The 17,346-nt window shown below is 43.0% G+C and carries 21 protein-coding genes; 16 read left to right on the forward strand and 5 right to left on the reverse strand.

Annotated elements, in window-relative coordinates:
• Window positions 1-86: IS3 family transposase (locus ICN36_RS07850; protein WP_216226838.1), on the forward strand; the 86-nt coding region annotated here is incomplete at its 5' end.
• Between the two features lie 297 nt (window positions 87-383).
• Here ICN36_RS07850 and ICN36_RS07855 read toward each other — a convergent pair.
• The 3 genes from ICN36_RS07855 to ICN36_RS07865 form a co-directional block, all read right to left on the reverse strand.
• Entirely contained in the window at window positions 384-1,358 is a 975-nt protein-coding gene (locus tag ICN36_RS07855) for a hypothetical protein (protein WP_216227848.1), read from the reverse strand.
• A 2-nt stretch (window positions 1,359-1,360) separates the two neighbouring features.
• Entirely contained in the window at window positions 1,361-1,780 is a 420-nt protein-coding gene (locus ICN36_RS07860; protein WP_216227849.1) for a hypothetical protein, read from the reverse strand.
• An 83-nt stretch (window positions 1,781-1,863) separates the two neighbouring features.
• Window positions 1,864-2,664: a transporter gene (locus ICN36_RS07865; protein ID WP_216227850.1), complete on the reverse strand. Its 801-nt coding sequence runs from the start codon at window positions 2,662-2,664 to the stop codon at window positions 1,864-1,866.
• Between the two features lie 142 nt (window positions 2,665-2,806).
• Between ICN36_RS07865 and ICN36_RS07870 the strand changes: the two genes are divergently transcribed.
• The 8 genes from ICN36_RS07870 (at window position 2,807) to phoR (ending at window position 10,620) form a co-directional block, all read left to right on the forward strand.
• On the forward strand, window positions 2,807-3,820 hold the full coding sequence (locus ICN36_RS07870) for a CorA family divalent cation transporter (protein ID WP_216227851.1): 1,014 nt from the start codon (window positions 2,807-2,809) through the stop codon (window positions 3,818-3,820).
• A gap of 181 nt (window positions 3,821-4,001) precedes the next feature.
• On the forward strand, window positions 4,002-5,024 hold the full coding sequence (pstS, locus tag ICN36_RS07875) for a phosphate ABC transporter substrate-binding protein PstS (protein WP_216227852.1): 1,023 nt from the start codon (window positions 4,002-4,004) through the stop codon (window positions 5,022-5,024).
• Window positions 5,025-5,112: 88 nt separating this feature from the next.
• Window positions 5,113-6,099 carry a phosphate ABC transporter permease subunit PstC gene (gene pstC, locus ICN36_RS07880; RefSeq protein ID WP_216227853.1) on the forward strand — a complete coding sequence of 329 codons (987 nt, stop codon included), beginning with the start codon at window positions 5,113-5,115 and terminating at the stop codon, window positions 6,097-6,099.
• Between the two features lie 5 nt (window positions 6,100-6,104).
• Window positions 6,105-6,962 (forward strand): phosphate ABC transporter permease PstA, encoded by an 858-nt coding sequence (pstA, locus tag ICN36_RS07885; protein ID WP_370623485.1) that lies wholly within the window; start codon window positions 6,105-6,107, stop codon window positions 6,960-6,962.
• An 8-nt stretch (window positions 6,963-6,970) separates the two neighbouring features.
• Window positions 6,971-7,807, forward strand: a complete 837-nt coding sequence (gene pstB / locus ICN36_RS07890; protein WP_255531278.1) for a phosphate ABC transporter ATP-binding protein PstB — start codon at window positions 6,971-6,973, stop codon at window positions 7,805-7,807.
• Window positions 7,808-7,820: 13 nt separating this feature from the next.
• A complete protein-coding gene (gene phoU, locus ICN36_RS07895; RefSeq protein WP_216227855.1) occupies window positions 7,821-8,528 on the forward strand; it encodes a phosphate signaling complex protein PhoU in 708 nt (235 codons plus the stop codon).
• A gap of 14 nt (window positions 8,529-8,542) precedes the next feature.
• Window positions 8,543-9,256 carry a phosphate regulon transcriptional regulator PhoB gene (gene phoB, locus ICN36_RS07900; RefSeq protein WP_216227856.1) on the forward strand — a complete coding sequence of 238 codons (714 nt, stop codon included), beginning with the start codon at window positions 8,543-8,545 and terminating at the stop codon, window positions 9,254-9,256.
• Between the two features lie 65 nt (window positions 9,257-9,321).
• Window positions 9,322-10,620 (forward strand): phosphate regulon sensor histidine kinase PhoR, encoded by a 1,299-nt coding sequence (gene phoR, locus ICN36_RS07905; protein ID WP_216227857.1) that lies wholly within the window; start codon window positions 9,322-9,324, stop codon window positions 10,618-10,620.
• A gap of 3 nt (window positions 10,621-10,623) precedes the next feature.
• Here the strand turns inward: phoR and ICN36_RS07910 are convergent, their stop codons facing one another.
• Both ICN36_RS07910 and ICN36_RS07915 read right to left on the reverse strand, forming a co-directional pair.
• Window positions 10,624-10,824, reverse strand: a complete 201-nt coding sequence (locus ICN36_RS07910; protein ID WP_216227858.1) for a hypothetical protein — start codon at window positions 10,822-10,824, stop codon at window positions 10,624-10,626.
• Window positions 10,825-10,907: 83 nt separating this feature from the next.
• Entirely contained in the window at window positions 10,908-11,384 is a 477-nt protein-coding gene (locus ICN36_RS07915; RefSeq protein WP_216227859.1) for an MgtC/SapB family protein, read from the reverse strand.
• 472 nt (window positions 11,385-11,856) lie between these two features.
• Here ICN36_RS07915 and ICN36_RS07920 point away from each other — a divergent pair, with 472 nt between their 5' ends.
• The 7 genes from ICN36_RS07920 (at window position 11,857) to ICN36_RS12135 (ending at window position 17,337) form a co-directional block, all read left to right on the forward strand.
• Window positions 11,857-12,030, forward strand: a complete 174-nt coding sequence (locus ICN36_RS07920) for a hypothetical protein (RefSeq protein WP_216227860.1) — start codon at window positions 11,857-11,859, stop codon at window positions 12,028-12,030.
• A 26-nt stretch (window positions 12,031-12,056) separates the two neighbouring features.
• The gene (locus ICN36_RS07925) at window positions 12,057-12,554 is read left to right on the forward strand and encodes an arsenate reductase ArsC (RefSeq protein WP_216227861.1); all 498 of its coding nucleotides are present in this window, start codon (window positions 12,057-12,059) and stop codon (window positions 12,552-12,554) included.
• A 23-nt stretch (window positions 12,555-12,577) separates the two neighbouring features.
• A complete protein-coding gene (locus ICN36_RS07930; protein ID WP_216227862.1) occupies window positions 12,578-12,946 on the forward strand; it encodes a tautomerase family protein in 369 nt (122 codons plus the stop codon).
• A gap of 215 nt (window positions 12,947-13,161) precedes the next feature.
• Entirely contained in the window at window positions 13,162-14,508 is a 1,347-nt protein-coding gene (locus ICN36_RS07935; RefSeq protein ID WP_216227863.1) for a DUF2252 domain-containing protein, read from the forward strand.
• A gap of 91 nt (window positions 14,509-14,599) precedes the next feature.
• Window positions 14,600-16,345 (forward strand): alkaline phosphatase, encoded by a 1,746-nt coding sequence (locus ICN36_RS07940; protein ID WP_216227864.1) that lies wholly within the window; start codon window positions 14,600-14,602, stop codon window positions 16,343-16,345.
• A gap of 11 nt (window positions 16,346-16,356) precedes the next feature.
• Entirely contained in the window at window positions 16,357-17,073 is a 717-nt protein-coding gene (locus tag ICN36_RS07945; RefSeq protein ID WP_216227865.1) for an MgtC/SapB family protein, read from the forward strand.
• 54 nt (window positions 17,074-17,127) lie between these two features.
• On the forward strand, window positions 17,128-17,337 hold the full coding sequence (locus ICN36_RS12135) for a GDCCVxC domain-containing (seleno)protein (RefSeq protein WP_370623459.1): 210 nt from the start codon (window positions 17,128-17,130) through the stop codon (window positions 17,335-17,337).
• The last annotated feature ends 9 nt before the right edge of the window (window positions 17,338-17,346 follow it).

Below are 17,346 nucleotides of genomic sequence, written 5' to 3' on the forward strand. Positions count from 1 at the left end.
ACTACTACAACCATGATCGAATCAAACAAAAACTAAAGGGATTAAGTCCGGTGCAATACCGAACTCAATCCCTTCTGGTAACCTGACTAAACTGTCCAACTTTTGGGGGTCAGTTCACGCAGGTGGTTTTTCTTTGACCTATTCAGATTAATACTGAAGAAATAAAGCTATCTAAAGGAATTAAATTTGGTTACCTATGGGCTGTTGGCACAAACTATTCGTAACCAGAATCGAGAGAATTACACCTCATCTCCCATAAGTAGAAGATCACTTTACAAATGTAATGTGACAGGCTGATGTGATTTTGATGACATTTCATAGTCTGAAAAATCAAAGTACTGTCCAATACCTTTCAATAAGATAAAAGCTCTCTTAATTGGCTTTTAGGGTTTTGGAACATTCATATTTTGTCTTAGTAGCATTGGTGTAAAGCAAAAAGGTTGCTCAGACTTTGGATTTACCCCAATTATTACCGCCTGGATTTGATCTGCACCCATGACTTCTAGGCGGAGGACATTCTCCAGAATATGTTTTTGATCTACAGTCTTTAGAGGCTGATCCAGGATAAGGCGATGACTGTCGCCATGAATTAAGAGTACTGGTTTTTTGAATTCCTGCGCATTTTTACTTAAGGCGTGTAATGTATCTCGATACCCGCTATCCGCATCAGTTGCTTGGGTAGGCGTATAAAACATATCGGCTTGGTAGCAAAAAACAATTCCCAAATATCCCTTGGTTAACGCAAGGTCAAAGGTACGTTGAATCCAGTCTAAATTAGCCTGATTACGGTCGTAGTACTCAGCTTTTGCTTGCTCATTTCGTTCAAAGTTATTGTTTGAACCAGGAATATGTATGCTCACAAACAGAATATGATTTTTTACCCAGTAAGCGTTCTCAACAAACTTCTTGTGCTTTGGATCTATATCAGCCTGTCTGATGAGACTAATCTGTTGTTTGCCAAAACTTTTTTGTGTGTCGAAGAAAGTACTTCTTAGATTGTCTAAACGCTCGAGGGGGTCGTAAGATCCCGCCAGGGGGCGATGACAATCAGTCCATTCATTATCTCCAATGCTATAAATTAATGGAGATGTAAATTGATTGAAATAGCCCTTCACCTTTTGGTTATATTCGTCACTACATGGTGTAGAGCCCGATTTAGTATCGCCAACAAAGACGCTAAAACTCGGATTAGATTTGTTGATTGCTGAAATTACCCTTTCGTAGCGAACATAATCTTCTGGGATGGAGTAGGGCACATCACCAAAGGCTATAAATTTAAACGGATCCAATGACTGCGCAGATATTGCCAAAGAGCATGTGATGAGAAGGCCGACGAACAGGGCTTTAAGTGATTTCATGTTTACTTATAAGAGATGGGGGCATCATCTAACTCCTTAATTTCAAGCTCGCCGAATATGTAGGCCTCTGAGCTTATTCTAGTCCAACCCAAATCATGGAAGGCATCTTTGTAGCCCTTCGAATACTTTTGACTGTTTTGGTAAAAGACATCGGTTAACTCATCTTGCTCTTCTTCTTCGACGGTATCTGAAAAATAAATGACTTTTTCTCCGCCATAGGTTTTGCTCACAACACCGCCTGGGATATCTTCAATACAGATTCCAATATTAGGGTCATAGGACTTAACAAATGCAGGTTTGATGTTGGTTAAAACGGAACCTAACTTCCAGACCATGCCGCACTTAATCTCTTTATTTGATTGCTGAAATATGTTGCGCTCTACTAAGGAGCCTATTTCTAGTGGAATAATCTGATAGAACATCGAGTTGTTCCAATTCAAGGGTAATGGGTCCTATTAGTTTGCTACAAAATTATGACACTTGTATATTCAAGGCTACTTTAAATTTAAAACCTCCAAGTGACTCCAACTTCACTGCGTGTGGCACCAGCTTGTTGCGCTGCAAAAGTTTCACCATAGCTTGAACCAGTCCGCATGTAAGACACGCCAAGATCTATATTGTCAGTGAGTGAATAAATTCCCGCAATCAAGGCGTAATGACTTAAGTATTGTTCGGATGAGGGTGGATTGGTCGCGGCCCCAACATCCAATGCGATTTTCAAACTCTTGCTTATTGACCAAACGGGGGCAATGGAAACTAAAAAGATATTCGTGCGATTAAGATCAGTTGAAGTTCCGACGCTGTAATTCGTATTGTAAGGTGAACGCATATACACAGCGTTCAGGTGTAACTCAATGTCTTGCCAATATTTGGAGGCAATAAAGTTCACGCCATAGTTAAACGCGGCCAAACCTAATCCAGCAACTTGTTGTTGCTTGCCGGCAGGTAGCACCACTGTTGGCTTAATCGCAAGAGCGTAGCCCTGATCACCGTCTTCATAAAATCGCCACTTACTAGCTAGCACATAGTTGGCGAATTTAGAGTAATTACCGCTTGGTTCATTAAAGTAGGTTGCGGAGACCGATGCCTCTACTTGATCACTTAATCCACGGGTGTACGTAAAAGGAAAGGCCTTTGCATCTGTTCGACCGGTGTACTCTTCGCCGGGCGTAATAATATCCGCCTGTTGTGAGCCGCCTTGTCGATTAATAGAGAAAAAATACTGCTCTATCTGATTTCCTCCGGCTTTTACGGTACCCGCATCATCGGTATTTAAAGGTTCAAATGCAAAAACTAGTGTTGGCACAAGTAGGAGGGAAAGGCATAAGCTTTTCATAAAGATCTTACGTCGCCCGATGATTAGTAAAGCAGTCTGTTTAGATCACTTTCATGACATTTTGATGTCAAGCAAGCATGGCTCTATTTAAGTTGTGCCATACAATTTATTGATGTCTATAGAAATTATTGCAAAACCTTTTCCAGTTGCAGGCGTTGTGTTTGCTTGGGCTATGCCCATATCAGGTGATGGGTATGAAATTCCTTTATTTGAAATTTCTGAGGCACTTGAAAATCCAAATATCTCTATTTGGCTGCATTTAAATCTATCCAATTCTCAAATACAGCGATGGCTTGAAAACACGCCATTGATTCCAGAGCGGGTAGTGGAGATGATTCAGGAGGGCGTTAATCTGAGTCGTTTAGAGCGCATTGAAAAGTTGGATGATTGCCTTTTAATGGTGATGAATGACTTTCAACAAGAGTTTGGGGAGGGGGCTGGTGACTCAAGCTTAGGAACTCTTTGGGCGATTGTTCGGCCAAAGCTGATGATTTCTCTGCGCAATCACCCTCTGAGAACTACTGACAAATTGAGGTATGACTTGAGGAGTGGTCAGCTCAACCCTGCCTCTGTCATTGAATTGTTCCATGAGCTACTGGATTTACGTGCTGAGCAATTGAGAACGCTTTTAGTGCATCTTTCAGAAAATATGGATGATCTCGAGGAGAAGCTTATAAAAGGAAGGGAGTTTCCGGAGCATGAAAATCTTGGCAGGATACGAATCCAATGTAGCCGCCTCCGTAGGCATTTTTCACCAGAATTAATAGCTTTACATCGTTTATTAAAGCGACTTCCATACTGGTTTAGTGAGGAAGATAAAAATAGCTTGAATGATGATTTGGATTTGCTCTCCTACTTAGTTCAGGAGATTTCCAGTCTTTACGATCGCGCAAAGGTACTGCAAGACGAGCAGGCAGCCCACGTAGCAGAATTTAATGCCAAGAACTTGCAAGTGTTGTCCGTAATGACGGTGATCTTTTTACCAATGACCTTAATCACCGGCGTGATGGGTATGAATATGGAGGACCTGCCGGGATTAAGAGGATCTTTTTATGAAGTCATGGTTCTGATGTCTATCACTGGTGCGGCAGTTTTTGCTGCATTAAAGCTAAAAAGGATCATTTAATCTCCTGATTAAGTCTTCCCCAGTTGGTCGAATTGCATCATAGCGAGCTAGAAAATATTGTATAAACCATTGATTTATAATGAATTTTTCTTTAATGACACTTTGTCATTAAATCGTCACAGTGAAAACGTATTGTCTCGTTATCGCAATGTTGCGTTGTTTCAATATCAGGACTAATCACATGAAATCTTTTTTGAAAAAAGCACTAGTTATTAGCGCTATTTCACTTGCTCCATCAGCATTTGCTCTGGACATGACGGGCGCAGGCGCAACATTCCCATACCCAATTTATGCCAAATGGGCTGAAGCCTTTAAAGCTAAAACAGGTTCTAATTTGAACTATCAGTCTATTGGTTCTTCTGGCGGTATTAAGCAAATTAAAGCAAAGACTGTAGATTTCGGTGCCACTGACAATCCAGTGAAATTTGAAGAATTAGAAAAAGATGGCATGGTTCAGTTTCCTGCCATTATTGGCGGTGTAGTTCCAGTGATCAACGTTGACGGTGTAAAGCCAGGCGAAATCAAATTGGATGGCCCAACATTGGCCGACATTTTCCAAGGTGTGATTTCCGATTGGGGTGATAAGCGCATTGCGATCATGAACCCAGGTGTAAAGATTCCTTCTGGCCCAATCACTGTAGTAACTCGTGCAGATGGCTCTGGTACTACTGCAATTTTTACCGACTACCTAGCAAAGACAAGCACTTTATTTAAAGATGCCGTAGGTTCAGGCGCTAATGTGAAGTGGCCTGCAGCTTCTACAGTAGGTGGTAAGGGTAATGAAGGTGTTGCTGCTAACGTAACCCGCGTTAAGAACTCTGTAGGTTATGTAGAGTATGCATACGCTAAGAAAAACAAAATGACATTTATCTCTTTGAAAAACAAAGACGGTAATTTCGTAGCTCCTGACGACGCAACCTTTGCAGCTGCAGCGGCTGGTACAGATTGGGCAAAGATTCCAGGTATGGGTACATTCATTACCAATGCTTCTGGTGCTAAATCATGGCCAATCACTGGCGCTTCCTTCATCTTGCTATACAAGAACCCTGAAAATAAGGCTAATGCCGCTGAAGTAATTAAATTCTTTGACTTTGCATTCAAGGATGGCAAGAAAATGGCGGAAGAGTTGGATTACGTTCCAATGCCTGATGCAACAACTGATTTCATTCGCAAGAATGTATTCACAAAAGTTGTAACTAAGTAAGGTTTGATGGTTTTCTTATCAAACATTCTTTAATGAACAGCTCCACAGTGTTGTGGGGCTGTTTTAATATTTAAATAAGCCTATCTCAATGGATATCATTCAGTCTCATTCGGCGCCTACGTCACAGGCTCTAAGGATCGCTAAATTGCAGCGAATTCAGGACTTCTTGTTCCATGGAATAACACAATTCTTCGCTTTATCTGTTCTGATTGCTTTGATGGGCATTCTGATCTCGCTCGTCATAAATGCATGGCCAGCTTTGCATACGTTTGGTCCTGGCTTTTTCTTCTCACAAGAGTGGGACGTGGTTAATGGTGAGTTTGGTGGTTTGATTGCCATCTATGGTACGGTTGTCACTTCTTTGATTGCATTGTTGATTGCTGTCCCTCTGAGCTTTGGCATCGCTGTATTTCTAACAGAGCTTTGCCCGGGACCGCTCCGTAGACCTTTGGGCACAGCTGTTGAACTGCTTGCAGCCGTCCCATCAATTATTTACGGTATGTTTGGCTTATTTATTTTTGCACCATTGTTTGCTGAATATATTCAGCCTGCTTTAGCCGCAACTTTGGGTCAGATTCCTGGTTTCGGTATCTTATTCTCAGGTGCTTTTAATGGTATTGGCATTTTATGTGCTGGATTAATCTTGGCAATGATGATTCTGCCTTTCATTGCATCCGTTATGCGCGATGTATTCGAAATCGTTCCACCAGTTCTTAAAGAGTCCGCTTATGGTATCGGCTGCACTACTTGGGAAGTGGTCAAGAATGTAGTTCTCCCTTATACCAAGGCTGGTGTAATTGGTGGTGTGATGCTGGGATTGGGTAGAGCGCTTGGTGAAACGATGGCAGTCACCTTTGTTATTGGTAACGCGCATCGTTTATCTGCTTCGCTATTTGCTCCGGGCACATCTATTGCTTCAACTCTTGCCAATGAATTTGGCGAGGCAGAAGCAGGCAATCATTTATCTTCTTTATTTGCCTTAGGTTTGGCGCTATTTATTATCACCTTCGTTGTATTGGCATGCGCTAAGTGGATGCTAAACAATATGGAGAAGAAGCAAGGATTAAAAACATGAACAGTATGTCCAATATTGATCAAGCTGTTTTTGCCAAGCGTAAGCGTGCAAACAAGATTGGTTTGACCCTATCGATGGGTGCAATGACTTTAGGTATGGTCTTTTTGCTTTGGATTTTGAGTGTCCTATTATTCAAGGGGCTATCAGCGATTGATTTAACCCTGTTTACTCAAAGTACTCCAGCCCCAGGCTCTGAGGGTGGTGGTCTTGCAAATGCCATTGTTGGAAGTCTTTTATTGGTAGGGACCTGTACTTTAATCAGTACGCCGATTGGTGTTTTAGCGGGGCTATATTTATCTGAATACGGCGATCGTAGTCGGGTTGCTGCTGTTACTCGCTTTGTGACTGACATCATGCTTTCAGCGCCATCGATTGTGATTGGTTTGTTTGTATATGCATTTGTGGTTGCCCAAGTGAGACATTTCTCAGGGTGGGCGGGAACTATTGCGCTGGCTTTAATTGCCATTCCTGTGGTTGTTCGTACAACAGAAAATATGCTGCGCTTGGTGCCCGGTAGCTTGCGTGAGGCAGCTTACGCCTTGGGTACGCCAAAATGGAAAGTAGCTTTCATGATTACATTGCGCGCTGCGCAAAGCGGCGTAATGACTGGAATCTTGCTTGCTCTGGCGCGCGTTAGTGGTGAAACAGCACCATTACTCTTTACGGCACTAAATAATCAGTTCTTCTCAACCAATATGAATGCCCCAATGGCAAATTTGCCAGTGGTGATTTTCCAATTTGCCATGAGCCCATATGACAACTGGGTTGAACTGGCTTGGGGTGGTGCATTACTCATCACTTTTGCCGTTCTCGGCTTAAATATTTTGGCACGAGTGGTATTCCGTGAGAAGGTCCAAGGATGATGAGCAATATGAAAACAATGTTTGACTTAAATAAGATTGATGGTCAAGGGGGTAAAGTGGAAACAACAATTCAACATTCAGAGCAGGTAGCTATTAACGCGCTCGAAGTGAGAAATCTGAATTTTTATTACGGCACCTTTCAAGGCCTCAAAAATATTAACCTTGATATTGAGCAGGGCAAAGTAACGGCATTCATTGGCCCCTCTGGTTGCGGTAAATCTACTTTATTGCGCACCTTAAATCGTATGTATGACCTTTATCCTGGTCAACGCGCTGAAGGTGAGATCAACTTCTATGGCCAGAACATCCTTGAACCAGGCCAAGACTTAAACTTGCTGCGCTCACGTATTGGTATGGTTTTTCAAAAGCCAACCCCATTCCCAATGTCGATCTATGAAAACATTGCCTTTGGTGTGCGTTTATACGAAAAGCTATCTCGTTCAGAAATGGATGAGCGGGTTGAGTGGGCGCTGAATAAGGCAGCCCTGTGGAATGAGGCTAAAGACAAGTTAAACCAAAGCGGATTATCTCTGTCGGGTGGTCAACAACAACGACTGTGTATTGCTCGAGGAGTTGCAGTAAAGCCATCCGTGATTTTGCTAGACGAGCCCACTTCTGCATTGGATCCTATTTCAACAGGAAAAATCGAAGAGCTTATTAATGAACTTAAGCATGAGTACACCATTGCAATCGTGACCCACAACATGCAACAAGCAGCTCGCGTATCCGATTACACTGCTTATATGTACTTAGGAAGTCTGGTTGAATATGGTAAAACAGATGAGATTTTTATCAAGCCTAAGCGTAAAGAAACAGAAGACTATATTACCGGTCGCTTCGGTTAATTGGAGACATTAAATGCCAGATAAACACCTATCATCACAATTTGATGCAGATCTTAATTCTCTTTCAAGCCGTTTGCTTGAAATGGGTGGCCTAGTTGAGTCACAAATTGCTACTGCGATGCGTGCATTCACGCAAATGGATATTGATACTTGCAATATCGTTATTGAAAACGAAAAGCTTGTTAATGATCTCGAGATTCAAATTGATTTAGCCTGTACAGAGCTTATTGCACGTCGTCAGCCAACTGCCCGTGACCTCCGCCTAGTAATGGCTGTCTCTAAAGCAATTACCAATTTAGAGCGTGCCGGAGACGAAGCAGAGCGTGTAGCTAAGCGAACCAAGCGCTTAATAGAGGCTGGCTCAGCACATAACATTAACGTTGCTGAAATTCGACTTTCTGGACAAATGGCGATTACCTTATTGCGCCGTAGCCTAGATGCATTTGCAAGACTGGATACTATTGCAGCTGCAGAAGTAGTGGCTGAGGATCGCCAAATTGACGAAGAGTTTAGAGGTTTTGTTCGTAAGCTCATCACTTATATGTCTGAAGATCCCCACACCATTACCACTGGCCTTGATATGTTAACGATTGCTAAAGCAATTGAGCGTATTGGTGATCATGCAAAGAACATTGCAGAATTTGTAATTTACATTGCAAAAGGCTCTGATGTTCGCCACATTCCGCATGCAGATTTGGTCCGCGAAGCCACTAAAGAATAAAGCGATTTACTCATATGACTCACCGCATACTAATAGTTGAAGATGAGCCATCAATTGCAGAACTCATTGCAATTAATTTGACCCATGCAGGTTATGAGGTTGAGAAAGCAATGCAGGCTGATATTGCTCAAGGCATTATGAAAGAGCAACTGCCTAACCTTGTGATTTTGGATTGGATGCTTCCCGGTAAATCTGGTGTTCAGTTTGCTAAAGAGCTCAGAGCCAATGAGCGCACAAGAGGTTTACCTATTTTGATGCTCACCGCCAAAAGCGAGGAAGCCGATAAGGTTATGGGTTTAGATTCTGGGGCCGATGACTATGTCACCAAGCCTTTCTCGCCAAAGGAGCTCATTGCTAGGGTTAAGGCCCTGTTGCGCAGACAAACTCCAATAGATGACACTGGCCCGTTGACGGTTGGACCCTTGAAGTTGGATCCGAGCTCTCACAGAGTGCTGGCAGTCTGGCCCAATTCAGACCCAAAGCCCATTTCTTTGGGCCCTACGGAATACCGACTTCTCCAATACTTTATGGCTAACCCTGAGCGAGTTCACTCCAGAACCAGCTTGCTAGACAATGTTTGGGGTAATGAGGTTTACATTGAAGAGCGCACTGTTGATGTCCACATCAAGCGTTTGAGAGCTGCCTTAAGCCCTGCGGATTGTGATCGTTTTATTGAGACCGTCAGGGGTAGTGGTTACCGTATCACCAAAATGCCAACCGATATCTAAAGCCTATTTTTTTAGGCTTTTTTAGTCATTTCTAGGATGCTCCAGAGATCGTCTAAGATTGCACTATGATTTCTGCCTTAAGTCGCTTTATTTTCCTGATTTGCGTTGCTCTGATAGTCGCATTTATCACTCTTTATAACTGGGGTGCTCAATGGGCTATCTTTGCATCAGTTTTATTGATATCTATTCCACTGGTGTATTCGTACATCAATTTAGCTCGTCTTCAAAAAGCCATTCAAACAGACTCAGTTGAGTCTATGTCCTTGCCTAGTGGCTTTTGGGAAGAGGTCTTGTTTCGACTGCAACGTTTAGTCAAATCATTGAAACAAAGAATGCGAAGTATTGAGCAGCAGCATGATCGCTTTATTGAGGCTTTTCAAGCTTCGCCTAATGGCATTCTGATGCTTGATGAAAATGATCAAATTGAATGGTGTAATGCGATTGCAGAACGTTTTTTTGGTCTGAATTTCAAACGTGATGTATTGCAGCGAATTAACTTTCTCATCCGTCGTCCAGAATTCATTCAATACATTAATAAGCATAATTTTGAAGAGCCCTTGCTGCTTGAAAGAATGGGCCCAAATGGCAGTCTTAGTCTGCTGCTGCAGTTATTTCCATTTGGTAATCAACGTCATTTATTGCTAGTTCAAAATGTAACTGACCTTCAAAAAACGGATGCAATGCGTCGTGATTTCGTTGCAAACGTTTCTCATGAGATGAGAACACCTATCACTGTATTGATGGGCTTTTTGGAGACAGTCCAAACCTTGGACCTTGAGAAGAGTCAACGTGATCAGTATTTCGACATGATGATGTCGCAAGCGCAACGCATGAAAAGTTTAGTTGAGGATTTATTGACCTTAGCCAACTTAGAGGCCAACTCATTACCTGCAGCCACTAATGGTGTTAATGTTGAAACCTTGATGGCATTGCTTAGGAATGATGCTGAGGCTTTATCTAAAGGCAAACATAGCTTTAGCTTTAAGGTGCTTGACCCATCTTTTTTATTGGGTGATGAAAGAGAGATACTTTCTGCGTTTAGTAATTTAGTATCAAATGCAATTCGTTATACGCCTGACACAGGAGCAATCGATGTTACGTGGAGGCTTAATGCTGATGGGCAGGGAGAATTTTCTGTAACAGATAGTGGCCCAGGCATTGCATCGGAACATATTTCAAGGCTTACTGAGCGGTTTTACCGCGTTGATAGAAGCCGTTCTCGGGATACGGGCGGAACTGGCCTGGGTTTAGCAATCGTTAAACATATTGCCAGCCGACATCAAGCTCAGCTCATTATTGAAAGTACGCCAGGTAAGGGCAGCACTTTCATACTGCGCTTTCCTAAAGAGCGTATCGCTCCCTAGGGGCTAGTCTTTTTTCTTTTTCTTCTTCTTTTTAGATTCTTTAGAAAGCTTCTCGGTTTTGCCGCCAGCATATAGGCACCAAACTTTGATTTCCTCAAATAGCTCCTCAAGATCCTCATGAGGAAGGCTCTTTAGATCCACCAGTCCAATAGCGCCACTTTCCTGTAGCTGTTTTACTGCGTCTGCGTATCTGTAGTCACTCATGGCTTTATCTTGTAATTGACGAAGATGGCAATCCTATCAAACAAATATGACAAAACTCCCTTTTTTGAGTGTTTTAAGGGGGTTTAGTCGGGATCCCCTGAGATTTCAGAGCCCCTCTTGACGCCGTTGAGCTGGGCAACCAGTCTTTCTAGGGGGCCGCCAAGGATTAATGTGATCAAAATCGCCCCTAAAGACAGTCCTCCAAGCGCAAATTGGCCGGCTCCAAAGGCTGCCCCGATGAGGGCGCAAGCCCAAAGGCTGGCTGCCGTAGTCAGTCCATGAACCCTTTGAGATCGTTGTTCACGAATAATGACACCCGCACCCAAAAAGCCAAGCCCGGTAATAAGGCCTTGAAGAACGCGGCTGACTGATTGAGCGTCATCTTGTACAAAGTCGCTAATGAGCATGACGGCGGTCGCTGAACCTATTGCCACTAAAGAGTGTGTGCGAATACCGGCAGATTTATGGTGTAACCAGCGATTGAGGCCAAGAATAGCCCCGACCAGTAAAGCCAAAGACAAGCGGAGCGCAATAATTCCGTAGAGATCCCAATCCAGCATGTGATTTCCTTATTGGATATGTGTGTAGGTGTAGGTCAGTTTATCCCAGCTACATCATTGCGTCATAAAAGCGCCTTCACCCTGTCATTTCCACCATGAATAATCAAAGTGTAGTCAATGTTGCTTCTCTACAAAATAGAGACGCTTGAAAATCTTTCACCACAAGGATGCAATATGAAAAAATTAATAACACATTTATGGCAAGCATGGAGTGAGGCAAGGGTCGCGTACGCAAAGCGTTATATCAGTCATCGACTTGGTAGCTAAGCGATTAGTCATCGAGATGTCATGAATCAGAAGTACATTGCATCGTCAGATCGCATCTGACCAAGATAAAGTGCCTTGTCTTCCTTCATAGCCCAGCATTTGCTGGGTTTTTTTCATGCCCTGGCAAATGAGTGTTGGTATTAATAAAAGTGAAATATAGATAGCCTAGGATGATGGCATTCATCATCTTTATAAAGCCAAGCTTATGAATGCTACGCTCACCAAATATTTATCTGATGTGCTGAGAAATGAAGTGCAGGACATGACTGTCTCAGAGTCTAGGCGGAATGAGCCTGGGATTCCTGCTCTAAATGATTCAAAAGTGAGTCAGTTTCTGATAGACAGAAAATATGCATTACGTCTTGATGAAATTATTTGAAATTACGTATGGTTAACTGAGGCTGCATGATTCGCCCTTATAACATTCTCTTTTTATGCACAGGTAACTCAGCCCGCTCCATTCTTGGTGAGACACTCGCAACTACTCTAAGTCATGGCCGATTTATCGGGTACTCTGCAGGCTCAAAACCAAAGAAGTTTGTGCACCCAATTGCCCTAAAGCTTGCTAGAGAGATGGGGTATCCGCTCGAATTACTCAGAAGTAAAACTTGGGATGAGTTTGGTAGGCATGATGCGCCACATATGGATTTCATTATCACTGTTTGTGACTCAGCTGCTGGTGAAGAGTGCCCTTATTGGCTTGGCCATCCCACGACTGCTCATTGGGGATTTAGTGATCCAGCAGTCGTAATAGGTAGCGAGCAGGAAATATGGGATGCTTTTAGAAAAGTCGAGATGGATCTGCGCAATCGTATCGAGCTATTGCTTGATCTTCCGATGGATAAGTTAGATCACTTGCAAATTAAAGATGAGCTCCATTCAATTCATCAGCAATGTAACTAGAGTTTTTATAAGCGAATCTCACTATGGCTACATACACCGTTAATTACGCTGGCTTCTCTCTTGCAACCCATCAAAGATTTGCAATTGCCAAGGCAATTACTAAAATTCATGCTGATGTTACTGGTGCAGAGGCCTACTTCGCCCAAGTAATTTTTAAGCAATTGGATTTGCATGATTGCTTTATTGGTGGCGTTCTTCTTGATGAACCCCATCTATTTTTGAGCGGACAAATCCGTAACGGTAGAAGTGAGCAAATGAAAAGGCAACTTCTTGTTGAGCTTGAGGTAGCCCTACAGAGCGCGTCTGGTTTAGCTGGGCATCAGATCTGGGCTTATATTGATGAAATTACCCAGGTCAAATGGTTGAATATGGCCAAATATTGCCTGCGGTAGGGGACGATAGCATTTGGTTCTCTACTCTGCCGGCCGGCATTTAGAAGAAGTTAAATTACCTCAATTCATAGCTGGCTCTGACCCTGGAATGGCTTTAATATGGGCAGATATATCCATTGCTCAGGTAGCCCATGCCCTCACAGAAGAAACCCCAATTTGCTGTTCTTAGGTCGGTAGAGTCTTTTAGTATTCCTAGGCCCAGTATTAAAAAGCGCATGGGAGATGGTAAGGCCTTGCGAAAAGTGGTGAGCATTGCACAGCAGGGCATATATACACCACCAAAGCATCGAATTGATCCTATTAGCATTTTGGAGAATCAAGCTAAGACTCGAATTGAGTCTTTGATTCCGATTCGTTATGAGCGCATGCTGCAGTCCCCCTTTGCTTTTTATCGCGGTGGTGCGGCCATCATGGCTCAAGATTTGGCAAGTCAGCCATACACCAATATTACGGTTCAGCTTTGTGGCGATATGCATGTATCAAATTTTGGTCTGTTTGGGACTGCAGAACATCGACTGGTATTTGGGATTAATGACTTTGACGAAACTCTTCCCGGTAGTTGGGAGTGGGATATGAAGCGCCTTGTTACCAGCGCAGTCATTGCTTGCGAAAGTAATGGTGGGGATAAAGCATTAAGCAAAAAAATAGCATTGCGTATATGCGCTGAGTACCAAAAACGGCTGGCTCAATATGCCAAGATGCATTATTTGGATTTAGCGCAAGAATTCATCGGTGAAGCAGATGTTCGCAAGAATTTCAGCAAAGAACATCAAAAGCAAATTGATGTTTACTTAAAGCAGGGCAAGGGTCAAGGCAATGTGCAGGTATTGCAAAAACTCACTACCCTTGTTGGCAAAGATCGAAAGATTATCAATAAGCCCCCATTAATCGAGCACTTCAAAAAGAATGCTTTTGGGCACCCTTTGAGCTCCCTGATAGACAAGGCTTTACTGAATTATTCAAGTACCTTGCTGACTGATCGCAAGATTTTATTCGGGCGTTACTTTTTGAAAGATTTTGCACGTAAGGTAGTTGGTGTTGGTAGTGTTGGTACTAATTGCATGCTTTTATATTTTGAGGGGGATAGTGAAAACGACGCCTTATTCTTGCAATACAAGGAAGCTCAAAAATCTGTCTTGAGTCCTTATTTGGGTGAATCTATTTATCGAGATATGGGTCGGCGTGTTGTAGCTGGTCAGAGGTTGCTTCAGGGCGCGCCAGATATCTTTTTAAATTATGGTTCCATGCAGTTTGATGTTGATAAAAGCCAAGGGTTTTACCTTCGGCAATTACGCGATATGAAAGGCGGTATCCAGATTGGGCCAGGCGGCATTTCCTTAAAGAATTTTGCCGACTATTCAAAACTGTTTGGTTGGGCTCTCGCCCTTGGCCACGCACGCTCTGGCGATGCGGCTGAGCTTGCTGGGTATTGCGGCCAAGAAAAAGAGTTTGGTGAGGCAATGTATTCATTTGCCAGATCCTATGCAAAGCAGAATGAGCGTGATTTTGAGTTATTTCGTAAGGTAGTGAAGAGCGGAAGGCTGAAGGTTGCAAAGACATAATTTGGTCTAAGTGAGGTGCCGTAAGGCCGTCATCAAATTGTCACTTGATTAGAAGATAGTCTAGTTTGACCTTTCTCAAGCCCTTTTTTCCATGAACACATCACCATTTCTAAGAGCTATATTTCTTATTGTCTTTGGAAGTCTAGCTGGGATAGCTCAGGCTGCAGCAGTTTATCCAATCGATCAAGCCTCTATTTTGGCGGGCTCTAAGTTCGACATCAAAATTGAATTTAGCTCTGTAATCAATCCTGAGGAGGTTATTATTGAGCTCAATGGCGCACCGATTAATAAAATCATTAGCGCTAAATCAGAGTTTATTTCGAATGAAAATGGCAAAGGTAGTTCCGTTCTATTTAGGGATGTTCAGCTATCTAAGGCTGGTAAATATCAAGTAGTTGCCCGAGCACCTCAAGAGCGCCTGCAAGTCAATTGGGATGTTTATGCTACTGGTCCTCGCCATGTAAAGAATGTGATTCTATTTATTGGCGATGGTATGACGATTGCCAATCGCACTACCGCTAGAGTTCTCTCTAAGGGCATTCAAGAAGGAAAGTATCAGGGTCGATTGGCTTTTGACGATATGCCAAATACTGCAATGATTGGCACATCGGGATCTGATTCTTTAATTACAGACTCCGCTAATTCAATGAGCGCTTACACAACAGGCCATAAAACAGCGGTGAATGCCATGGGTGTTTATGTATCCCGTGCCAATGACAATCTTTCGCATCCTAAGGTGGAAACAATTGCCGAATTAATCAAGCGTAATACCAAAATGGCAGTTGGTATCGTTTCAGATGCTGAACTGGAGGATGCAACCCCAGGCGCTATGGTTTCACATACAAGGCGGAGGGCCGATAAGCAATATATTGCTGATCAACTTCTGTCTAGTGGTGCGGAAGTTATTCTAGGCGGTGGTTCTGCTTACTTTTACCCTAAGTCAACCAAGGACTCGAAGCGCAAAGATGAGCAGAATTTGGTTGAAAACTTTAAGTCAAAAGGCTATCAGTTAGCCTTTACAAAACAAGAACTACTTTCGGCTTCAGAGAGCAAGGGAACAAAAAAATTATTTGGCGTGTTTCATCCAGATAATATGGATGGCTCTCTAGATCGTCTGTATCTTAAAAAGAATACCGTTGAGCAATACCCTAATCAACCAGACCTAACGGAAATGACGCAATCTGCGATTGATGTTCTATCCAGAAATCCCAATGGATTTTTCTTGATGGTGGAGGCTGCATTAATCGATAAGTTTAATCATCCCCTCGATTGGGAGCGGGCGGCGTTCGATACCATCATGCTCAGTAATGCGGTTCAGATTGCCAAAGACTTTGCTAAAACACATCCCGACACGTTGATTATTGTGACGCCTGACCATACGCATAGCGGATCCATTAGTGGGGTGGTGCACGATGATAAGCCGGGACCATTGCGTGAAAAGGTGGGCATATATGCTGATGCTGGCTACCCAAACTACCCTAAGGCCGATATTCAGGGATACCCAAATAAGATTGATGTCTCTAAACGTATCGCATTCTTTTATGGCAACTACCCGGATCACTATGAAACCTTGCATCCAAAGCTAGATGGCACATTTGTTCCTGCAGTTAAGGATGATTCCGGTAAATATATAGCCAATCCTAAATATATTCAGTTGCAGGAGGACGCTATTCATGTAGGTGGTAATTTGCCGTCACATCAAGAGTCCGGGGTGCACACAGCAGATGATGCCGTATTGAATGCGATGGGCCCGGGATCAGAAAAATTCAAAGGTTTCATAGATAACACTGAGGTATTTAAAGTAATGGTAGAGTCTTTAGGTCTTGGCACAAAATAATTACTAGCACCATGGAATTTGTTAGCAACATTAACTATGCATCCCTGACTGATACTGCAATCAGTCTGACTGCCGCTTTTTTCTTTGGCGGCTTAATTGGTCTAGAGCGTCAATATCGTCAAAGAACTGCTGGTCTGCGAACCAACATCTTGGTTGCTATCGGAGCTGCCATTTTTGTAGATGCTGCAAATCGCCTTACCGGTCATGAGGGTGCTGTACATGTAATGGCTTATGTCGTTTCAGGTATTGGATTTTTAGGTGCTGGCGTCATCATGCGTGAAGAAGGTAATGTTCGCGGGATTAATACAGCAGCAACCCTATGGGCATCAGGAGCGGTAGGAGCTTGCGCTGGTGCAGACTTGATCCTGGAGGCTGGATTGGGAACTATATTTGTGTTGGCAGCCAATACGCTTTTGCGTCCTGTAGTGACGTTCATTAATCGCCAACCCCTGGATACTGTCTCAGTTGAAGTAACAAATTCCATATATATCATCACCCCTAAACATGCTCAAAAGCATGCGTTAAAGCAATTTATTAAAACGCTGGAAGAGGCGGGCTACCAAACCCAAGATATTGAAGTACATCAATTTGGCAGTGATGATGTTGAGATTCAGGCAGTATTAACAGCGTCGGCTGTAGACGGCGATGAGATGGATAAGCTTATTGAAAAAATTGCTGATCAGGACTGTGTGACTCAGGCCTTCTGGAGTCCCAGTACAACAGATTAAGTGGCGTATCTGCTTTGACACACTATTGACATAATCTTGATTCAGTATTGCAGTGTGAATAAGACTATCCAATACCCGCAAGCTACTGTTACTTGCCCACATTGCCAGGCCTCTGAAATCATCAGCTCCGAAGAGGGTACTCAGCATTTTTATCGCTGCCGTTCCTGTAGTGCAATTTTGAAGCCTAAATCAGGCGATTGCTGCATTTTGTGCAGTTTTGGTAATCGCGATTGCTCAAACTCTGAACAAAATTTGGCAGCCTAGTTTAAGCAT

The organism is Polynucleobacter sp. UK-Gri1-W3, assembly GCF_018881595.1.
GTDB lineage: Bacteria > Pseudomonadota > Gammaproteobacteria > Burkholderiales > Burkholderiaceae > Polynucleobacter.